Below are 15,627 nucleotides of genomic sequence, written 5' to 3'. Positions count from 1 at the left end.
CCCTATCCCGAATCATGGATTTTTTAATTGTCCGCCATTCGAGATAAAGTTCAAATAAATTAGTGATGACTTTTTATTATTTAACTACAGCTTGGTTTCCTTTTACATGTTCATTATTTATACTCATAAATTCTTCAATTTCTTCAACTTCTCTAATGATATCTTTTGACAAGTTTTCATACCCGTCTTTCGTTACAAGAATATCATCTTCTATTCGAATACCAATTGACTCTTCCTCAATATAAAGACCTGGTTCAATTGTTATAACCATACCTTCTTCTAACACTCTATCTTTATATGTTCCTACATCATGTGTATCTAAACCAAGGAAATGGCTGACACCATGATAATAGTATTTTGATAACTCTTCATCTTCTTGAATTAAACCAATTGCTTTACACTCTTCTGCCAGTACCTTTTTTGTATGCTCATTTAATGCAGCGAACTTTAATCCTGGCTTAATAATCTCTGTTGTTTCTTTTAATGCTTTTAATACAATATTATAAATTTGTTTTTGGCGACTAGAGAATGTTCCATTTTCCGGGAATGTATAACTAATATCAGCGTTATAGTAGTCTTTTTGAGCGCCTAAATCTAGCAATACTAAATCACCATTTTGAATTTGTGCATCATTATCTTCATAATGAAGAACTGTAGCATTTTTCCCACTCGCCAAAATTGTATTGAATGCATGGTGCTTAATGCCAGATGATTTCAGTGTAAAATCAAATTGTGCTTCTAATTCATACTCCATCATGTCTGCTTTTGCATGCTTAAGTACGTTGTAAATACCGTCTTTCGTTATAGCAATCGCTTCTTTAATAATTTCAATTTCTTCTTCTGTTTTAAATACTCGTAATTCACAAATGTTCGGATATACATTACCAATTGTTACGTGTGGGTATTTTTCTCTTACATGTTTAGCAAATGCTAATGTTTTTGTCTCCATACCATTCCACTCACGACTTTCTATATCTAAATATAGATGCTTCGCATTTTCTGTAAAAAGTATATTTGACATTGTCTTTTCAAAGCTATCTAAATATACAACTTTCTTTATACCTGAAATTCCCTCTGCTTCTTCGCTAGAAACTGTTTTCCCAACCCATTTTTCCATTACTGGATCTGATTTTTCAATGAAAAGTGTCTCTTCTACACTATTCCCAAACTTTTTCAGCATAAAAATAACATTTGGTTCACCGATTCCCGTTAAGTAGTAAAAATTACGATTCGGTACAAATTTATAATGTGCATCGGCTGACATATGAGGTGCTTGTCCAGCAAATAAAATCGTAATGGATTCCTCTGGTAATGTGTTTGCTAATCGTTCTCTATTTTGAGCAAAAAATGTTGATTTCATAATAATCCCCCTAGCGTTTTATGTATAATTGTGAAACTAATTATTCAATACACTTCATTCTATTATTGTTATAATTTTTCGTCAATTTTTAACTAAATTTTAGATAGTATTGACACAGACAACTAAACAAGTTACAATAACTATAAATTAGTAAGTTACTAATTTAAATTTAAATAAGAGGTGAACAAAATGCAAAACATTTTATTCCGTATTAACGAATTGTCAAAAAAAGAAAAAGCAACTGGATTAACAGTTGATGAAAAACAAGAACAACAAATGTTGCGTCAAAACTATACACAAACATTTCGTGGAAGCTTAGATTCCATTTTATTAAACACAAAAATTGTTGATCAAAATGGTCTTAACGTTACACCAGCCGCATTACAAGATGCTCAAATACGTTTAAAATTAAGCAAATGAGTTCCGCGCTAAAGAATTTTAATAAAACATAAACAGAGCTGGATTTCCTATATAGAAATTCCAGCTCTGTTTATTGTCTTTTCTAATTTAGTAAACGAGCGATACATCGCAATTCTCCACGACACAATCATCGCAAATGCAAGTAAGAAAAACATTCCGCTTAACTCTGCCAAATCAATTGATTGGCTTAAATATGACTTTAATGCCACGCGTACAGCTAATAAGCCTACTAAAATGAATATGAATGCTTTTGACGGTTTCATAAATATATGTTCGCCTTTTATTTCGAACTTAGTTGTTTTAATAAGAAAAATAGAGAAAATAAGCCCTATACTAATTGCCTCGACTATTTCTAACGATGTTAATCGAAACTCTGGTAAAAAGTACATCATCGCGCCTGTACTCATAAAAATTGGCGGCAATATAATTTTCTTTTTCGTTACCGGCTTTTTCGCTGCTTTAAAACGTAGAAACATTACCCCAACAGCCATACAAACTGCTACGACACTTGATAAAAGTGCTATCATACTTTCCACTCCTATCTATTTAAATGACTTTTTTAACAAAACCATAAACCAAATGAGCCCTACACTTATAATAACGTGACCTACCCCAGCCATATGGCTTAAACCGTTAAAGTCAGTTCCGTTTACTTGTAATAGACCTCTAAATAGCATTGTTGCAATATTAAAAATTAATCCTACATTATAAACAATAAACCATGCACGAAAGCTCTTTGTTTCTTGTACATGAAACACTTTACATAAAGCGAAAGCAATTAAAAAAAATAAGAAACCAAGCACTAGTACATGTGTATGTACTAATTGCAACATTGTGGATCCTTTAATTCCTTGTGCTTTCGAATACTCTCTTGCAAATACTCCTGATAATAAACCGATAATTAAGTAAATGAATGATGCATTATATAAATTCTTCATTTTATTCCTCCTATTGTAAACTTTCCATATTCGCTACAATCATTTTACGGAAAGTTTATGAACGGAATATGAATAAAATATTACATCCTATTTTCAAATAAAAAACCATTTTGTTTATATTGGTTTACCCATTTCAAAATTACGGTGTCTCTTATATCAATAGCTTTACTAATTTCTCGGTAACTTTCATTTCCGTTCAAATAACGTTGAACGATGTATATTTTTTCATCAGTTGTGAATTTAACCATAGAAAAACTGCACCTCCAATTGTTAGACTGTGTCTAACAATTGGAGGTGCAGTTTTTAATGGTGGGATGCTCTTTTATAATTTATTCATTATTGATTATTTTCCATCCTGTAAGTTTCTAGTTTAATTTAAACCATTGCTTCAGTTTCTATAATTACTAAAATTACCCTTTTCTCATAACCGTCTAATATTCCTAGAATTTCCGGGATTTTTGAGTTCATGCGGTTAAGCCCTCTCAATTATTTTAGAACTTAACTAATCTCAGTTTGCAACTCCATTCCAAACATCGACATCATTATCATCTAAAATGGCTTTGATTTTATCTTTCTCAAAAACTACCAGATATTCATAAGGTAAGGCTAAAACTTGAATAATTGAAGGTCTAATTTTTAGTAGCTGATATGCGTAATATGCTTCTAATTCACCGTCAGTTTCTTCTGTTTCATCGACAGGACCGATATACCAACCAGAATCACCTTTATCACAATCCCTAGCTCTTTGTAAATAAACCTCATCTAGTTGTAACACATTTTTTGAAGTCACTATTTTATCGCTAAACTTTATTGTTTCACCGTCAATATTTAACTGACGTAAACAATGTACTTGTTCTAATTGCACCCATAAAGCAATTGTTAGATCATCTGTAGTATCCTTAAATGGATTTTTTGTATAATCTGGGGCAATAATGTGATACCCATCTTCACGTTTGGATAGAACAAAAATAGACCAACCAACTTGCATAGAAAATCTATCAACTAATTTATTATCTTCTACTTTAGTTAGCAAATACAATAACTTTTCTATCTGGGGGCCTAAATGTTCTTCTGCTGTAGCTATTATCTTTTTACCACCTATATTTTTAACTATTGTTTTCAATGGGTTGTAACCTCTCTTTTATTGATTTTTTCAAAGCTTCTCTAGCCACTGCTTCACGTTCTAACATTTCTAGTCTTATAATTTCCGGAACCTTACCGTATTTAGGGTGCCCCGGCCATGTACTCCAATCTTTTGCATTCTTAGAAGCATTTGTTGGTTTTCCAAGTCCAACAAAGTTTACATCCATATTAAGCACTTCTATTTGTTGTTCTCTCGGTAATAGGTCAAAACCTTCCATGTCCGTTATTTCTTTCATTGAAACAATGTGGTCAGCTTCAAGTTTTTCCACTTCATAACCATATACAGGGTCAATTTTGGGTACATCTGTATTTACGCTTTTTCTTATCCTATTATTGGGTGTTCTCTTTCTTAAATCTTTATATTCCTCTTTTGAAACCGCAAATTGATTTAATAAGTCTTTCGCTTCTTGGTATGCCCCACCAAGTTCATATTTTATAGAACTTCCTCCAACATCAGCATAAGCCAAACGGTTTCCAGTGTTCAACTTAAAATCAGTTAATACATTTCTATATGCAGCAGAATTAGTCATAAACGACTTTCCTTTTGCTAGGTTGCCAGCGATTGCTAACTTCCCTGCTTGTCCTGCTTTACTAAGACCTTTATCACCAATAAAACCTGTTAATAATGATGCTACACCATAGGCAGCATAGTGCTCTCTACTTTCCATATCTCCGTTCCAGAAATCATTAATGAATGAATCTGATAAAGTATTCCATGCAGCAGGAAGTGTTTCTTTATAATTAATAATTGCATCTCGCATGTTTAACCACGTTTCTTTATCGCCTAAAGCTACGAATCCTTCCCATGCATCTACAGCACCATCTACAAAACCTGTAGAAATACCAGTCCATGCATCACTTAGATCCTTTTTCTCTCTTTCCCAAGCCTTTTCGAAGTCAGATTTAGGCGAAATTTTACCGCACATTGCACCTTCTTCAATTGAATTATCAGCCTGACGATTCCTATCTTCTGTAATCGCCTGGATAGAAGTCGTCCACTCCATATTCAATCCTTGTGTACTAAATATACCACTTGCAGGACTAAAACCTTTTCCACTTTGTACTTCTGCAAGACCTGTAGCAATACTAGTAGCTAATTGAATTGCTGTAGCATAGTTATTGCTAGACGTTTGATTAAATTCATGTAGATGGTCTAACTTTTCTTGAAGTTTTTTCCTCATGACAGTAAAAAGATTTGCCATAGCGTCTATACCTGGTATTGGCATAGTTTGAGTAATGGCTTCCATACTTGCTTTCATTCGGTCAATCTCTCGAATTTGTTCTAATATTTCTTGTTCAATTACATCTGCCTGAGCTACTTGTGATTGAAATTGACTTGGAAATGCATCGTTCTGACGGATTAATTCTTCACATAAGTATATGATTCCTTGTGCTAAAGGGCGAAAGGTTTCTGCGAAAAATGCTTTTGCACTATCGTAAGTTTGCCCTTGTAGAACGGTATCACTTGTAAAAGCATCAATCGATTGAATGGCTTGTTCCATACCTTGAATGGTAGCTGTACATACAGCATTCATGCTTTGAGTTTGGCTTTGTACTTCTCCCAAATACATATTTAAACTCATGCATTGACCTCCCTTGCTAATTGTTGTTGCTGGTAGGATAGGTCGTTTTCTGAATCACTAAGGTCTCGTCTTTCTTTAAGTAATGTTTCTTTTTGATTTTCTAATTTAAATGTAAGTTTTCGCTCAATGTGTTGTGCTTCTTGACGGATATTTATAAAGAAATGAGATAACTCTTTATCGTTGTGCCAAGTTTCTAAAATACGGTTAAATAAGCGGTTGCTTCGATTTTTCAATTCGTGAAAATCAGCTTCCGCTTGTTCCTGAGTTCGAAGCGCGGATTGATTTCGGTCCTGTTCTTCAAATACACTTCGTAATTTTTGATTTAACTGTTTAATTTGGTTTTTGATATCTCGATCCATTTTTTCCTCCTACCGTTTTATCTTTACGAAGGTGGTCATATTAGCGGAAAGTATTGTGAAGCTCGTGATCCATTCTCTCAAACTCTTTGGCTACCGAATGAATATTATCGACCGCTTGTTGAAAGACGGTGGAAAATTGTTTCGTCAAATCTAAAACTTGTTGGTTCGCTTCTTGTGCTTTTGAATTAACTGAAAGCGTAGTACGTGTCGCCTTTTTTATAGAACGATTTGTTGCGTTTTGGATTGTATCTGAAGCTGCCCTCATTTGCGTTGCGATTTGTGTAGCGCTTTGAAAATTACTTTGAAATTGTCCCATCGTATAAACCCCTTCTATACTTAATAGAGCATGAAAATTATACCATATTAGTATAGATTTTTATATTGATAGAGAACCTTTGTTGGTAGGGCATTTTTTAGAGTACGAAAGGTAATTCAATTATAAAAATAGCCTATCATCTTTTAATATTAATTGGGAATTTATATTGTACTTACACTACATTAATATTTAATATTTATTTTTTAAAATTTCACATGTGGTAAAATAATAAATTGATGAAAAAGGGGACGAAATATCAGTAAATAATTCACCGCAATATAAAGTAAAAAACTGCACCTCCAATTGTTATTCGTGTCTAACAACTGGAGGTGCAGTTCACTTTTCAACTTATTTTAAATCTTCTATTGAGAAAGCACCTGGAAGTAATTGCTCAACAGTCACTTCCTTTTCATCACCTTTTACATTCGTTAGTAAAACTTGCATTTTCGGTTCACAGAATTCAGCAATTACTTGTCTACAAGCACCACATGGTGAAATCGGTCCGTCTGTTTCGCCTGTAATAACTAAGTAACTAAAGTCACGCTCCCCTTCTGATACTGCTTTAAAGATCGCTGTTCTTTCTGCGCAGTTACATAGACCGTAAGAAGCATTTTCTATATTACAACCAGTATAGATTTTACCTTCTTTCGTAACTAATGCTGCACCAACAGGAAATTTTGAATACGGAATATATGCTTTTGCTAACATCTTATTTGCTTCTTCAATATATTTTTTCTTATCCATATTATTTCCCCCTAAAAATAATGTAATGATGATTAGTCAGTAATAACTGTATGAACTAATTTAGGAGCCACTGCTGTTTCAGCGATAGAAATGTTCTCATAGATTTTTGCTTTTACATCTTCTACATTTTCACGGTTTGCATAGATTGTTACGAATGGCTCGCCTTCTTTTACTGCATCGCCAACTTTTTTACGTAACATTAATCCTACCGCTAAATCGATTTCATCTTCTTTTGTCGCGCGGCCAGCACCTAGTAACATAGCTGCGATACCGATTTCATCTGCAACAATGTTAGAAATAACACCTGAAGTTTTTGCAGGTACATCAATTACATACTTAGCTTGTGGCATTTTTTCTGGATTGTCTACAATCGAGCTGTCTCCGCCTTGATTGCTTAAGAACTCTTTAAATTTCTCAGTTGCTTTTCCGTTTTTCATCACTTCAATTAGCATTTCACGAGCTTCTTCTAACGTATTTGCTTTTTTCGCAAGTACGACCATTTGGCTACCTAATACAAGTACTAATTCTGTTAAATCTTCTGGACCTTCACCTTTTAACGTGTCAATCGCTTCTTTTACTTCTAGAGCGTTACCAATCGCAAAACCAAGCGGTTGTGACATGTCCGAAATAACAGCCATAGTTTGACGTCCTACATTATTTCCGATACGTACCATTGCATGTGCTAATTCTTTTGCATCTTCTTCTGTTTTCATAAATGCACCAGCACCTGTTTTTACATCAAGTACAATTGCGTCAGCACCAGCTGCAATTTTTTTACTCATAATTGAACTTGCGATTAAAGGAATTGAGTTAACAGTTCCTGTTACGTCGCGTAATGCATAAATCTTTTTATCTGCAGGTGTTAAGTTTCCTGTTTGTCCAATAACAGCTACTTTGTCACGGTTTACAATATCAATGAATTGTTCTTTCGTAATTTCAACGTGGAATCCTTCTACCGCTTCTAATTTATCAATTGTTCCGCCTGTATGTCCTAAACCACGACCAGACATTTTTGCTACTGGTACATCTAAAGCAGCAACTAATGGTCCTAATACTAAAGTTGTTGTATCACCAACACCGCCAGTTGAATGTTTGTCTACTTTAATTCCTTCAATTGCTGATAAGTCGATCGTTTCTCCAGACTCAACCATCGCCATCGTTAAATCTGCACGTTCGCGATCTGTCATATCTTTAAAGAAGATTGCCATTGCAAGCGCACTCACTTGATAATCAGGAATACTTCCGTCTGTATATCCATTAATAAAGAATTTGATTTCTTCAGTCGTTAGTTCTTTGCCGTCACGTTTTTTTGCGATAATATCTACCATTCTCATTACAATCACCATTCCTTTTTATATTATATGAATCTATTAAAATAATAAGCCAACGATTGTTGCTGATAAGAAACTTACTAACGTTGCACCGAATAGTAATTTCAAACCAAATCTTGCGACTACATTCCCTTGCTTTTCATTTAAGCTCTTAACTGCACCTGCAATAATTCCAATTGAAGAGAAGTTTGCAAATGAAACTAAGAATACAGATATAATTGCTGTCGTTCTATCTGAGAAATTAAAGTTTCCTTGTGCTAAATCTGTCATTGCGACAAATTCATTTGATACTAATTTTGTTGCCATAATATTTCCGGCATTAACTGCTTCATGCCAAGGTACACCCATAATAAATGCAAATGGTGCAAATGCATAACCAAGAATTTCTTGGAATGAAATACCGATTACACCTTTAAATACTGCATTAATGAATGCGATAAGAGCAACGAAACCGACTAACATAGCTGCTACTGTAATCGCAACTTTAAATCCATCAATAATGTATTCCCCTAATACTTCAAAGAAGGTCTTTTTCTCTTCTTCTTGTACTTCTAACATATCTTCTTCCTCAGTAACTTCATACGGGTTAATGATAGAAGCGATGATGAAGCCACCGAATAAGTTAAGCACTAAAGCGGTTACAACATATTGTGGTTTTAATAACACCATATATGATCCAACGATAGACATAGAAACTGTAGACATTGCCGATGCACATAATGTATACATTCTTTTCTCTGGCAATAACCCTAGTTGTTTCTTAACTGATATAAATACTTCAGATTGTCCTAAAATCGCAGAAGCAACAGCATTATATGATTCTAGTTTCCCCATTCCATTTACTTTACTTAATGCTAGACCGATAGATTTCACAATAATAGGTAATACTTTAATATGTTGCAAAATACCGATTAAGGCTGATATAAATACGATTGGCATTAATACACTTAAAAAGAACGAAAACTCTTTTTGATTTACTAATCCACCAAATACGAAATTCACACCGTCAGCGGCATATTTTAATAACTCTCCAAAACCATCTGCTATTCCGCTAATTAATATATTCCCTATACTTGTATTTAATAATAGAAACCCCAAAATGAATTGTAATATAACCATCGTTATGATTGGACGATATTTGACTTTCTTTCTATCATTACTAGCAAGCCAAGCGATACCTAAAATCAATACGAGGCCAAAAACACCGATTAAGTATTTCATAAGCCGTTTCCTCCCATTCGTATCCGCTTACATTTTCTTTAATTGTTAAAGCAATAGATATACTTTAAACGTATATCTATTGCTTTAACCTTTTATCGATTAGTAGTTATCTGTAGCACCTTTTGCATCATTTAATACGATTGCAACACTAGCACTTGCTCCAACGCGAGAAGCTCCAGCAGCTACCATTTTATCTGCATCTTCACGTGTACGAACACCGCCAGATGCTTTTACACCAACGTTTGGTCCTACTGTTTTACGCATTAATGCGATATCTTCAGCAGTTGCTCCGCCAGTTGAGAATCCAGTTGAAGTTTTTACGAAGTCAGCACCAGCTTTTACTGATAATTCACAAGCGCGTACTTTTTCTTCATCTGTTAATAGACAAGTTTCAATGATTACTTTTACAAGAGCTTTTCCTTTTGCTGCTTGTACTACTTCATAAATATCTTTTTCAACAAGTTCGTTGTCGCCATCTTTTAAAGCGCCTACGTTGATTACCATATCAACTTCAGTTGCACCTTTTGCGATAGCATCTTTTGTTTCAAATGCTTTTGTTTCAGTAGTGCTTGCTCCTAATGGGAAACCGATTACAGTACAAACGTCTACATCATGTCCAGCTAGTTCATCAGCCGCTAATTTTACCCATGTTGGGTTAATACAAACAGAAGCGAATTTATATTCCTTTGCTTCTTCGATTACTTTCATAACATCTTCTTTAGTAGTATTAGCTTTTAAAATTGTATGGTCAATTAACTTTGCAATGTTCATTATCTTCACTCCTCATATCTTTTAACAACTTCATTCTAACTCTTAGTTGAACAAATGTAAATACACTTTTGAAATTTTGTTCATTCTTTTTTAAAAGGAATTTTCTTGTAGTAAATAAAGCGCATTCTAACTAAGAAACAATTCCTATTTAAAATCAAAACTTTTATATTAACAATGGTAGTATGTATCTCCATATCCATAATTATTTTTAAAAAGGCAATTTGTGTTCAAAAAAACACCTATCATTCATACATAACAAAATAAAAGGCGTTCTCAAAATTAACATTTTGAGAACGCCTTTTATTTCTAATCTTTTTGATAATGTAACAATTCTTTTGCTGTATGCTGATCGATAATTAATACATTTGCATACCCGCCACGTAACGCACCATCAATTGCTTTTATTTTTCTATTACCACCTGCAACTAAAATAGAGCGTTTCTTTAATTTCAGTTCCTCTAACTCAATTCCAATGGTCCGCTTATTAATTTCTTCACTACTAATATTTCCGTCTCCATCAAAGAAACGTGAACAAATGTCACCGACCGATTGTTTTTTGAGTAAACTTGTTTCCTCCTTATCGAAATAACCTAATCGGAATAATAGCGCTTCATCTCGCACTGTTCCTACAGTAAAAATTGCAATATTCGCTTGCTTCCCCATTTCGATAATGTGATGAATATGTCGATCCTGCTCTACTAATTCTTTTGTCACTGCATTATCAAATATAACTGGAAGAGGTAGATTTCTTGGCGTCGTTTGAAAAGCATCTGCAAATAAAGCTATCGTTTCATTCGCATATGTATTTACACTTGAATGACTAATACCACCTTTTAGCTGGACAACCTCTACCCCTTTTACATGTTGCGGTACGATTTTTCTAGCGATTTCATACATAGTCATTCCCCAGCTTACACCAACAATATCACCATTTTTAACTGTCTTTTCCATATACTCAGCAGCATATTTACTTATATACTCTGTAATCGTTGCATATTCCGGTACTGGAGAAAATACAACATGTGCCTCTAACAAGTTGTATTTTTCTTTCAGTAAATTCCCAACGTTATCTAAATCCGCAAATGGATCGGCGATGCTAATTTGAACAAACCCTTTTTCTTTCGCGTACTTTAACAATCTAGAAATCGTCGGTCTTGAAATATTTAATTTGTTAGCAATTTCTTGCTGACTATAATCTGATTGATAATATAATCTTGCAACTTCAACGCTTAATTGTTGTTTATCTTTTTCCATAGTAACTCATTACAAATCCCTTCCTGTATTTCCCTTTCGTTACAAGCATTATACAGCTTTATGCAAAAAAATTCGACTACCGAATTTTATCTAACTGAACTTATATTCCACTTATTATATACAATGAAACCGTTCAATAAGAAACATAAACCATCGTCTAAAAACTATTCAAATACCCCTTATAAACAGAAGATACTGGTTATAAGGGGTATGTATTCAATTTAATTTTATAAAAATTGGATGAAAACAATGCAAGTTCCCACTTATTTAGAATAAGTGAAAAGATGATGTTTTATTTGTTCAATAAAATAATGATGGTGTATATTATCGTTAGATACTCGACTTGCCATAATAGCCCCCTCCATTGAAGATGCAAGAAAGGAAGCAAGTGATATAACCTCTATATCTTCTTTAAGTTCTTGTTTCTCTATTCCTTCTTTTATGAGAGAAGCCATTAACATTACTGTATCATCATAACCTTTTGCTGCTGCTTTTTGTAATTCTGGAAATACTCCAGTACTTTCAATTGCGCTATTAAGTAATGGACAGCCTCCAGCAATAGGAGGATTATTAGCTGCATCTTGATATACAAGGAAAATTGCAAGGATTTTATCGATTGCTGTCTTTTTATTTTCCATTGCTTTATGAAAATGACTCCACATAATCTCACCACTTTTGTCGTAGGCAGCAAGGACAATTTCTTCTTTACTTTTGAATCTACGATAAATAGATCCTTTAGGTAGTTCAGTAGCTGTCATTATATCCTGGATGGATGTGCGAGTTATCCCATTAGTATTAAATAAATATAAAGATGTTTCAATAATTTTTTCTTTAACCTTATCAACTTTAGTCATGCTTTGTAATCCTCCTAATAAAAACGAGCTTAATATTCCAGGTGATATTTACCATCTATTTTCTTGAATTTTTTTGTAAGTATAAAGAAGTTTGGAGCGAAAATATCTTATCAACCCCTATATTATGTGAACCTCAAACAATACAGTTTGAAAAGAGATTAATCAAATTGTATTATCTATATCATTCAAATGAATTTTCTGTCAAAATTAACATGACCAATTATTTAATTCAGTCATGTTATACAACTAATTTCACCTAACTTCGTAGTAGGTGTAAAAATATATAGTTAAATTTAACGTATAGACATATGATTATTATATATAATTTTGATTAATATGTTTAGCTAAAGTGTTTGAACTATCCCCACTTTCACTTCATTCTATAAAAGGGTAATCATTAATGATTACTGGAATTAAATTGTACCAAAGAAACTGAGATATAAATATATTTGCTTTTTTTCCATTTGGATTTTGTTAATACTTTATAAAAAGGGTTTAAAAAACTAGAAACTTATAGTATCATTAGGTTCCGGACCGAACCGTCCGGTTTATAATCTTATATAAATATATTTAGAAGGAGAACGTTATGCAGAGAGAAAAATCAAAAATTATAGGTAATTTAATTATGGGGGCAATACAGTGAACTTTATAAAAATGAATAAAAAAGAAATCATTATGCTCATAATCTTTACAATGTTTGTACCATTTCAAATTGGCTTGTACATATTATTTGGCATATCACTTTTAGCTAATGTCAATTTAGTTGAATCAGAATTTGTTCTTAGTGCCATCGGTTTTACTGTACCTGCTATTGTAGGAATCATTTTCTTTAGGAAAGAAATTATTGAAAGTTTTACTTATTTTAAAGAGAAGACAATTTTGAAAATAGTAAGTATTCCTATGGTAGTTTTATTTACGGTAATTGTGGAACAGTGTGTTATGCGTTTTCTAGCAACTGGTCAACCAGAGAACCAAGAGCAGCTCCTTGAAACGGGTGCGGAGGTACCTCTTGTATTTACATTGCTTGTATTTGGTATTCTGGGTCCAATACTTGAAGAAATTGTGTTTCGTCACATATTAATAAATCGTTTTTCTTACCATATTGGTACTGCTATTGCATCTATCATTTCGATTATGATTTTTACACTTCTTCATACGAACCAACTTTCGGATATTGCTATTTATTTACCTGGATCGTTGATACTTACTGCGGCTTATCTTATTTCTAAAAGATCCATTGCATATGTTATAGCGATACACATGTTAAACAATTGCCTTGGTTTCATTCTGTAAGAAACTAGACTTGTTTCTGGTGCCAAAAATACTTTTTCTATGGCATAAGAAAGCTAATCAAAAATTATAAGATATTAGGAGAGTGTCAGTCATGATTGTAACAACAACTTCTGGAATTCAAGGTAAAGAGATTATTGAGTATATTGATATTGTAAATGGTGAAGCTATTATGGGTGCAAATATTGTCCGCGATGTATTCGCTTCCGTTCGTGATGTTGTCGGTGGCCGTGTTGGTGCTTATGAAAGTAAGCTAAAAGACGCTCGTGATATTGCAATGGGCGAAATGAAAGAACTTGCAAAAGAAAAAGGTGCGAACGCTATCGTTGGTATTGACGTAGATTACGAAGTTGTTCGTGATGGAATGTTAATGGTTGCTGTCAGTGGTACAGCTGTACGTATATAAGTAAATAAAAAAAACGGTTCCCCTTGGAATTTATACTTTGAGGGGAAATCCTGGTTCTGTTGCAGATTTTAAAGAATAATAAGAGATGTTGGTAAATCATTGTACGTCGAAAAACACAGTTTGAGTGTAAACTGTGTTTTTTTATATAGAGGCCCCATCCCATCACTATCAAGCTAAAATTTTTTAGTGCCTCCAGAACGAAATTTTGTATTAACTTGTAACAAAAAGTTCATTTTTATTTTGTTGATAATTCAGAATATTTCGGTTGATAGGTATGTGGCAGTACCCTGATACGGTACAAATTTTTTATAAACGGTTGTAAGATTCTACGTTTTTGACCATTCTGTACAACGATAACTTTGGTTTATTAATTTCGCCTGTAATCTGGTAGCCTATCCTCTGATACAATTTAATGGCAAGTTGATTCTCTTTCTTTACCGTCAGAGAGCATTTGGCAAAGCCTTGCAGGGAAGCTTGTTCCTCGGCAAACTTAAGTAGTCTGGTACCTATCCCTAGTCCTCGACTTTCGGGCAATAAGGCAATTGTTCCGATGTGAAACTCGTCATCTTCTCCCTCCTTCAAGGTAAACATGGAATAAAGCATTTTGATATTCAAAATGTTATAAATAACAAAACCCAGCTTTCGGAATGAAAGCAGCTGTTTAAAAGTGGACCAGGCAAGACGGTTTAAAACGGGTATGGGATAGCAAGTAATCATCCCTAAAGTTTTCCCGTCCATTTGAGCTTCATAAGCGTATTGATGACTAAAACGGTTGTTCTCCTGCCGCCAGAGCTTACAAAATGTCCCTTCGACTGTGTTCTTCTCCTCAGATCCTGCAAGTGGAAACGCCATGTATTCCAATGCCATTACATTTAACTGGGCGCCGACCATGGATTGATGAACAGCCTTTACAATAGAGATTTGATTCATTTCCCAGTCCTCCTTTTCGCTTTCTGTATTATTGATATTAATTATCATGGATTTGAATCAGTTCACTTACCTCTCAAATCATCCTTAGCTTTAAAACCATAATAAAATGTATTTAAAACAAGCTCTGCAGCAGATTTTTTAGCCACATTTCCTTCATGTACCTGTTCCCAAGTATGGAAAAGCAGAGCATAAAGCGTATTCAAAATCCATTCGCTGCTAACCGTTTGCTGAAAATAACCTCTTTGTTGTAACAGCTCAATAACGCGTCGTAAGGGTTCCCTCAGCTTCTCTTCTGCTTCACCTAATTCTTTGTTGTTAAATACAGATGCATCATGACCTAGAAAATAGATTTTGTCACCTAAAGGGATTAACGCTTCAATGAGTTCCGGGATATAGTTTTCGCTTCTTTCCTCATCCAGTGGAATCTGGTTTACAGTATCACTTACCAGTTGTATAGCCCGATGGCCTAAGAACAGCATCAATTTCTCCCTGCTTTCGACGTAGCGATGGAGTGTAGCAATTCCAATTCCCGCATATTCCGCAATTTCATTCATCGAAGCAGTAGGATTTTCAACAAGCAATATAGTAGCCGAATCAAGAATTGCATTAAATCTCGCTTCCTTCAACGCTGACAAGTCTTTCTTCATCGTCAATCTCTCCCTTTTTCTGTATAAATTCGTCATTTTTGATAGAAAAATATATCATTT

18 protein-coding genes and 1 pseudogene are annotated in these 15,627 nt (G+C 33.9%); 3 read left to right on the top strand and 16 right to left on the bottom strand.

Translation table 11 applies throughout. The features are described 5' to 3' along the window. Window positions 1-76: 76 nt before the first annotated feature. Window positions 77-1,360 carry an aminopeptidase P family protein gene (locus AC0ONG_RS07885; RefSeq protein ID WP_000842963.1) on the bottom strand — a complete coding sequence of 428 codons (1,284 nt, stop codon included), beginning with the start codon at window positions 1,358-1,360 and terminating at the stop codon, window positions 77-79. Between the two features lie 189 nt (window positions 1,361-1,549). On the opposite strand from AC0ONG_RS07885, the gene AC0ONG_RS07880 reads away from it, so the two are divergent. After that, window positions 1,550-1,780, top strand: coding sequence for a DUF896 domain-containing protein (locus AC0ONG_RS07880; RefSeq protein ID WP_001179614.1), 231 nt, complete (start codon window positions 1,550-1,552; stop codon window positions 1,778-1,780). 47 nt (window positions 1,781-1,827) lie between these two features. Here AC0ONG_RS07880 and AC0ONG_RS07875 read toward each other — a convergent pair whose 3' ends face one another. The 13 genes and pseudogenes from AC0ONG_RS07875 to AC0ONG_RS07815 all read right to left on the bottom strand — a co-directional run bounded on the left by AC0ONG_RS07875 (window position 1,828) and on the right by AC0ONG_RS07815 (window position 12,294). Next, the gene (locus AC0ONG_RS07875) at window positions 1,828-2,307 is read right to left on the bottom strand and encodes a CcdC family protein (protein WP_000561074.1); all 480 of its coding nucleotides are present in this window, start codon (window positions 2,305-2,307) and stop codon (window positions 1,828-1,830) included. Window positions 2,308-2,322: 15 nt separating this feature from the next. Beyond that, a complete protein-coding gene (locus tag AC0ONG_RS07870) occupies window positions 2,323-2,718 on the bottom strand; it encodes a DUF2871 domain-containing protein (RefSeq protein WP_000794056.1) in 396 nt (131 codons plus the stop codon). A gap of 104 nt (window positions 2,719-2,822) precedes the next feature. After that, window positions 2,823-2,966, bottom strand: a pseudogene (locus AC0ONG_RS07865) (transposase); the annotation flags it as partial. Window positions 2,967-3,226: 260 nt separating this feature from the next. Then, window positions 3,227-3,841: an immunity protein Imm33 domain-containing protein gene (locus tag AC0ONG_RS07860; RefSeq protein WP_000849723.1), complete on the bottom strand. Its 615-nt coding sequence runs from the start codon at window positions 3,839-3,841 to the stop codon at window positions 3,227-3,229. Further along, window positions 3,825-5,444 carry a T7SS effector LXG polymorphic toxin gene (locus tag AC0ONG_RS07855; RefSeq protein ID WP_000056137.1) on the bottom strand — a complete coding sequence of 540 codons (1,620 nt, stop codon included), beginning with the start codon at window positions 5,442-5,444 and terminating at the stop codon, window positions 3,825-3,827. The genes AC0ONG_RS07860 and AC0ONG_RS07855 overlap by 17 nt, the downstream gene beginning before the upstream one ends. Next, window positions 5,441-5,803, bottom strand: coding sequence for a DUF3958 family protein (locus AC0ONG_RS07850; protein WP_063675222.1), 363 nt, complete (start codon window positions 5,801-5,803; stop codon window positions 5,441-5,443). Before AC0ONG_RS07850 ends, AC0ONG_RS07855 begins: the two co-directional genes overlap by 4 nt. Before the next feature lie 40 nt (window positions 5,804-5,843). After that, window positions 5,844-6,119 (bottom strand): TIGR04197 family type VII secretion effector, encoded by a 276-nt coding sequence (locus AC0ONG_RS07845; protein WP_016082052.1) that lies wholly within the window; start codon window positions 6,117-6,119, stop codon window positions 5,844-5,846. 348 nt (window positions 6,120-6,467) lie between these two features. Next, a complete protein-coding gene (locus tag AC0ONG_RS07840) occupies window positions 6,468-6,863 on the bottom strand; it encodes a cytidine deaminase (protein ID WP_079245343.1) in 396 nt (131 codons plus the stop codon). Window positions 6,864-6,895: 32 nt separating this feature from the next. Beyond that, entirely contained in the window at window positions 6,896-8,197 is a 1,302-nt protein-coding gene (locus AC0ONG_RS07835; protein ID WP_001983022.1) for a pyrimidine-nucleoside phosphorylase, read from the bottom strand. Window positions 8,198-8,233: 36 nt separating this feature from the next. Then, window positions 8,234-9,415 (bottom strand): NupC/NupG family nucleoside CNT transporter, encoded by a 1,182-nt coding sequence (locus AC0ONG_RS07830; RefSeq protein WP_000876177.1) that lies wholly within the window; start codon window positions 9,413-9,415, stop codon window positions 8,234-8,236. 99 nt (window positions 9,416-9,514) lie between these two features. Next, the gene (deoC, locus tag AC0ONG_RS07825) at window positions 9,515-10,186 is read right to left on the bottom strand and encodes a deoxyribose-phosphate aldolase (RefSeq protein ID WP_001017441.1); all 672 of its coding nucleotides are present in this window, start codon (window positions 10,184-10,186) and stop codon (window positions 9,515-9,517) included. 306 nt (window positions 10,187-10,492) lie between these two features. Continuing rightward, the gene (locus tag AC0ONG_RS07820) at window positions 10,493-11,440 is read right to left on the bottom strand and encodes a sugar-binding transcriptional regulator (protein WP_000409784.1); all 948 of its coding nucleotides are present in this window, start codon (window positions 11,438-11,440) and stop codon (window positions 10,493-10,495) included. Between the two features lie 263 nt (window positions 11,441-11,703). After that, window positions 11,704-12,294: a TetR/AcrR family transcriptional regulator gene (locus AC0ONG_RS07815; RefSeq protein ID WP_000169651.1), complete on the bottom strand. Its 591-nt coding sequence runs from the start codon at window positions 12,292-12,294 to the stop codon at window positions 11,704-11,706. 639 nt (window positions 12,295-12,933) lie between these two features. On the opposite strand from AC0ONG_RS07815, the gene AC0ONG_RS07810 reads away from it, so the two are divergent. Both AC0ONG_RS07810 and AC0ONG_RS07805 read left to right on the top strand, forming a co-directional pair. Beyond that, complete coding sequence (locus tag AC0ONG_RS07810; protein ID WP_001009305.1) at window positions 12,934-13,587, top strand: CPBP family intramembrane glutamic endopeptidase; 654 nt, start codon at window positions 12,934-12,936, stop codon at window positions 13,585-13,587. A 91-nt stretch (window positions 13,588-13,678) separates the two neighbouring features. Next, window positions 13,679-13,990, top strand: a complete 312-nt coding sequence (locus AC0ONG_RS07805) for a heavy metal-binding domain-containing protein (RefSeq protein ID WP_000637518.1) — start codon at window positions 13,679-13,681, stop codon at window positions 13,988-13,990. A gap of 306 nt (window positions 13,991-14,296) precedes the next feature. Here AC0ONG_RS07805 and AC0ONG_RS07800 read toward each other — a convergent pair whose 3' ends face one another. Both AC0ONG_RS07800 and AC0ONG_RS07795 read right to left on the bottom strand, forming a co-directional pair. Beyond that, window positions 14,297-14,920, bottom strand: a complete 624-nt coding sequence (locus AC0ONG_RS07800; RefSeq protein WP_001071938.1) for a GNAT family N-acetyltransferase — start codon at window positions 14,918-14,920, stop codon at window positions 14,297-14,299. Window positions 14,921-14,982: 62 nt separating this feature from the next. Continuing rightward, window positions 14,983-15,567, bottom strand: coding sequence for a TetR/AcrR family transcriptional regulator (locus AC0ONG_RS07795; RefSeq protein WP_000710979.1), 585 nt, complete (start codon window positions 15,565-15,567; stop codon window positions 14,983-14,985). Window positions 15,568-15,627 lie beyond the last annotated feature (60 nt).

It is taken from the genome of Bacillus sp. TCT6 (assembly GCF_056033845.1).
Note: the sequence above shows the minus strand (reverse complement) of the source record. Positions and strands in the feature narration are given on the sequence as shown.

Excerpts from the sequence above, each read along its gene's own strand:
- AC0ONG_RS07805 (WP_000637518.1), top strand. The coding sequence starts at position 13,679 with ATGATTGTAACAACAACTTCTGGAATTCAAGGTAAAGAGATTATTGAG.
- AC0ONG_RS07870 (WP_000794056.1), bottom strand. The coding sequence starts at position 2,718 with ATGAAGAATTTATATAATGCATCATTCATTTACTTAATTATCGGTTTA.
- AC0ONG_RS07875 (WP_000561074.1), bottom strand. The coding sequence starts at position 2,307 with ATGATAGCACTTTTATCAAGTGTCGTAGCAGTTTGTATGGCTGTTGGG.
- AC0ONG_RS07880 (WP_001179614.1), top strand. The coding sequence starts at position 1,550 with ATGCAAAACATTTTATTCCGTATTAACGAATTGTCAAAAAAAGAAAAA.
- AC0ONG_RS07815 (WP_000169651.1), bottom strand. The coding sequence starts at position 12,294 with ATGACTAAAGTTGATAAGGTTAAAGAAAAAATTATTGAAACATCTTTA.
- AC0ONG_RS07830 (WP_000876177.1), bottom strand. The coding sequence starts at position 9,415 with ATGAAATACTTAATCGGTGTTTTTGGCCTCGTATTGATTTTAGGTATC.
- deoC (WP_001017441.1), bottom strand. The coding sequence starts at position 10,186 with ATGAACATTGCAAAGTTAATTGACCATACAATTTTAAAAGCTAATACT.
- AC0ONG_RS07845 (WP_016082052.1), bottom strand. The coding sequence starts at position 6,119 with ATGGGACAATTTCAAAGTAATTTTCAAAGCGCTACACAAATCGCAACG.
- AC0ONG_RS07840 (WP_079245343.1), bottom strand. The coding sequence starts at position 6,863 with ATGGATAAGAAAAAATATATTGAAGAAGCAAATAAGATGTTAGCAAAA.
- AC0ONG_RS07800 (WP_001071938.1), bottom strand. The coding sequence starts at position 14,920 with ATGAATCAAATCTCTATTGTAAAGGCTGTTCATCAATCCATGGTCGGC.
- AC0ONG_RS07850 (WP_063675222.1), bottom strand. The coding sequence starts at position 5,803 with ATGGATCGAGATATCAAAAACCAAATTAAACAGTTAAATCAAAAATTA.
- AC0ONG_RS07835 (WP_001983022.1), bottom strand. The coding sequence starts at position 8,197 with ATGAGAATGGTAGATATTATCGCAAAAAAACGTGACGGCAAAGAACTA.
- AC0ONG_RS07855 (WP_000056137.1), bottom strand. The coding sequence starts at position 5,444 with ATGAGTTTAAATATGTATTTGGGAGAAGTACAAAGCCAAACTCAAAGC.
- AC0ONG_RS07885 (WP_000842963.1), bottom strand. The coding sequence starts at position 1,360 with ATGAAATCAACATTTTTTGCTCAAAATAGAGAACGATTAGCAAACACA.
- AC0ONG_RS07795 (WP_000710979.1), bottom strand. The coding sequence starts at position 15,567 with ATGAAGAAAGACTTGTCAGCGTTGAAGGAAGCGAGATTTAATGCAATT.
- AC0ONG_RS07820 (WP_000409784.1), bottom strand. The coding sequence starts at position 11,440 with ATGGAAAAAGATAAACAACAATTAAGCGTTGAAGTTGCAAGATTATAT.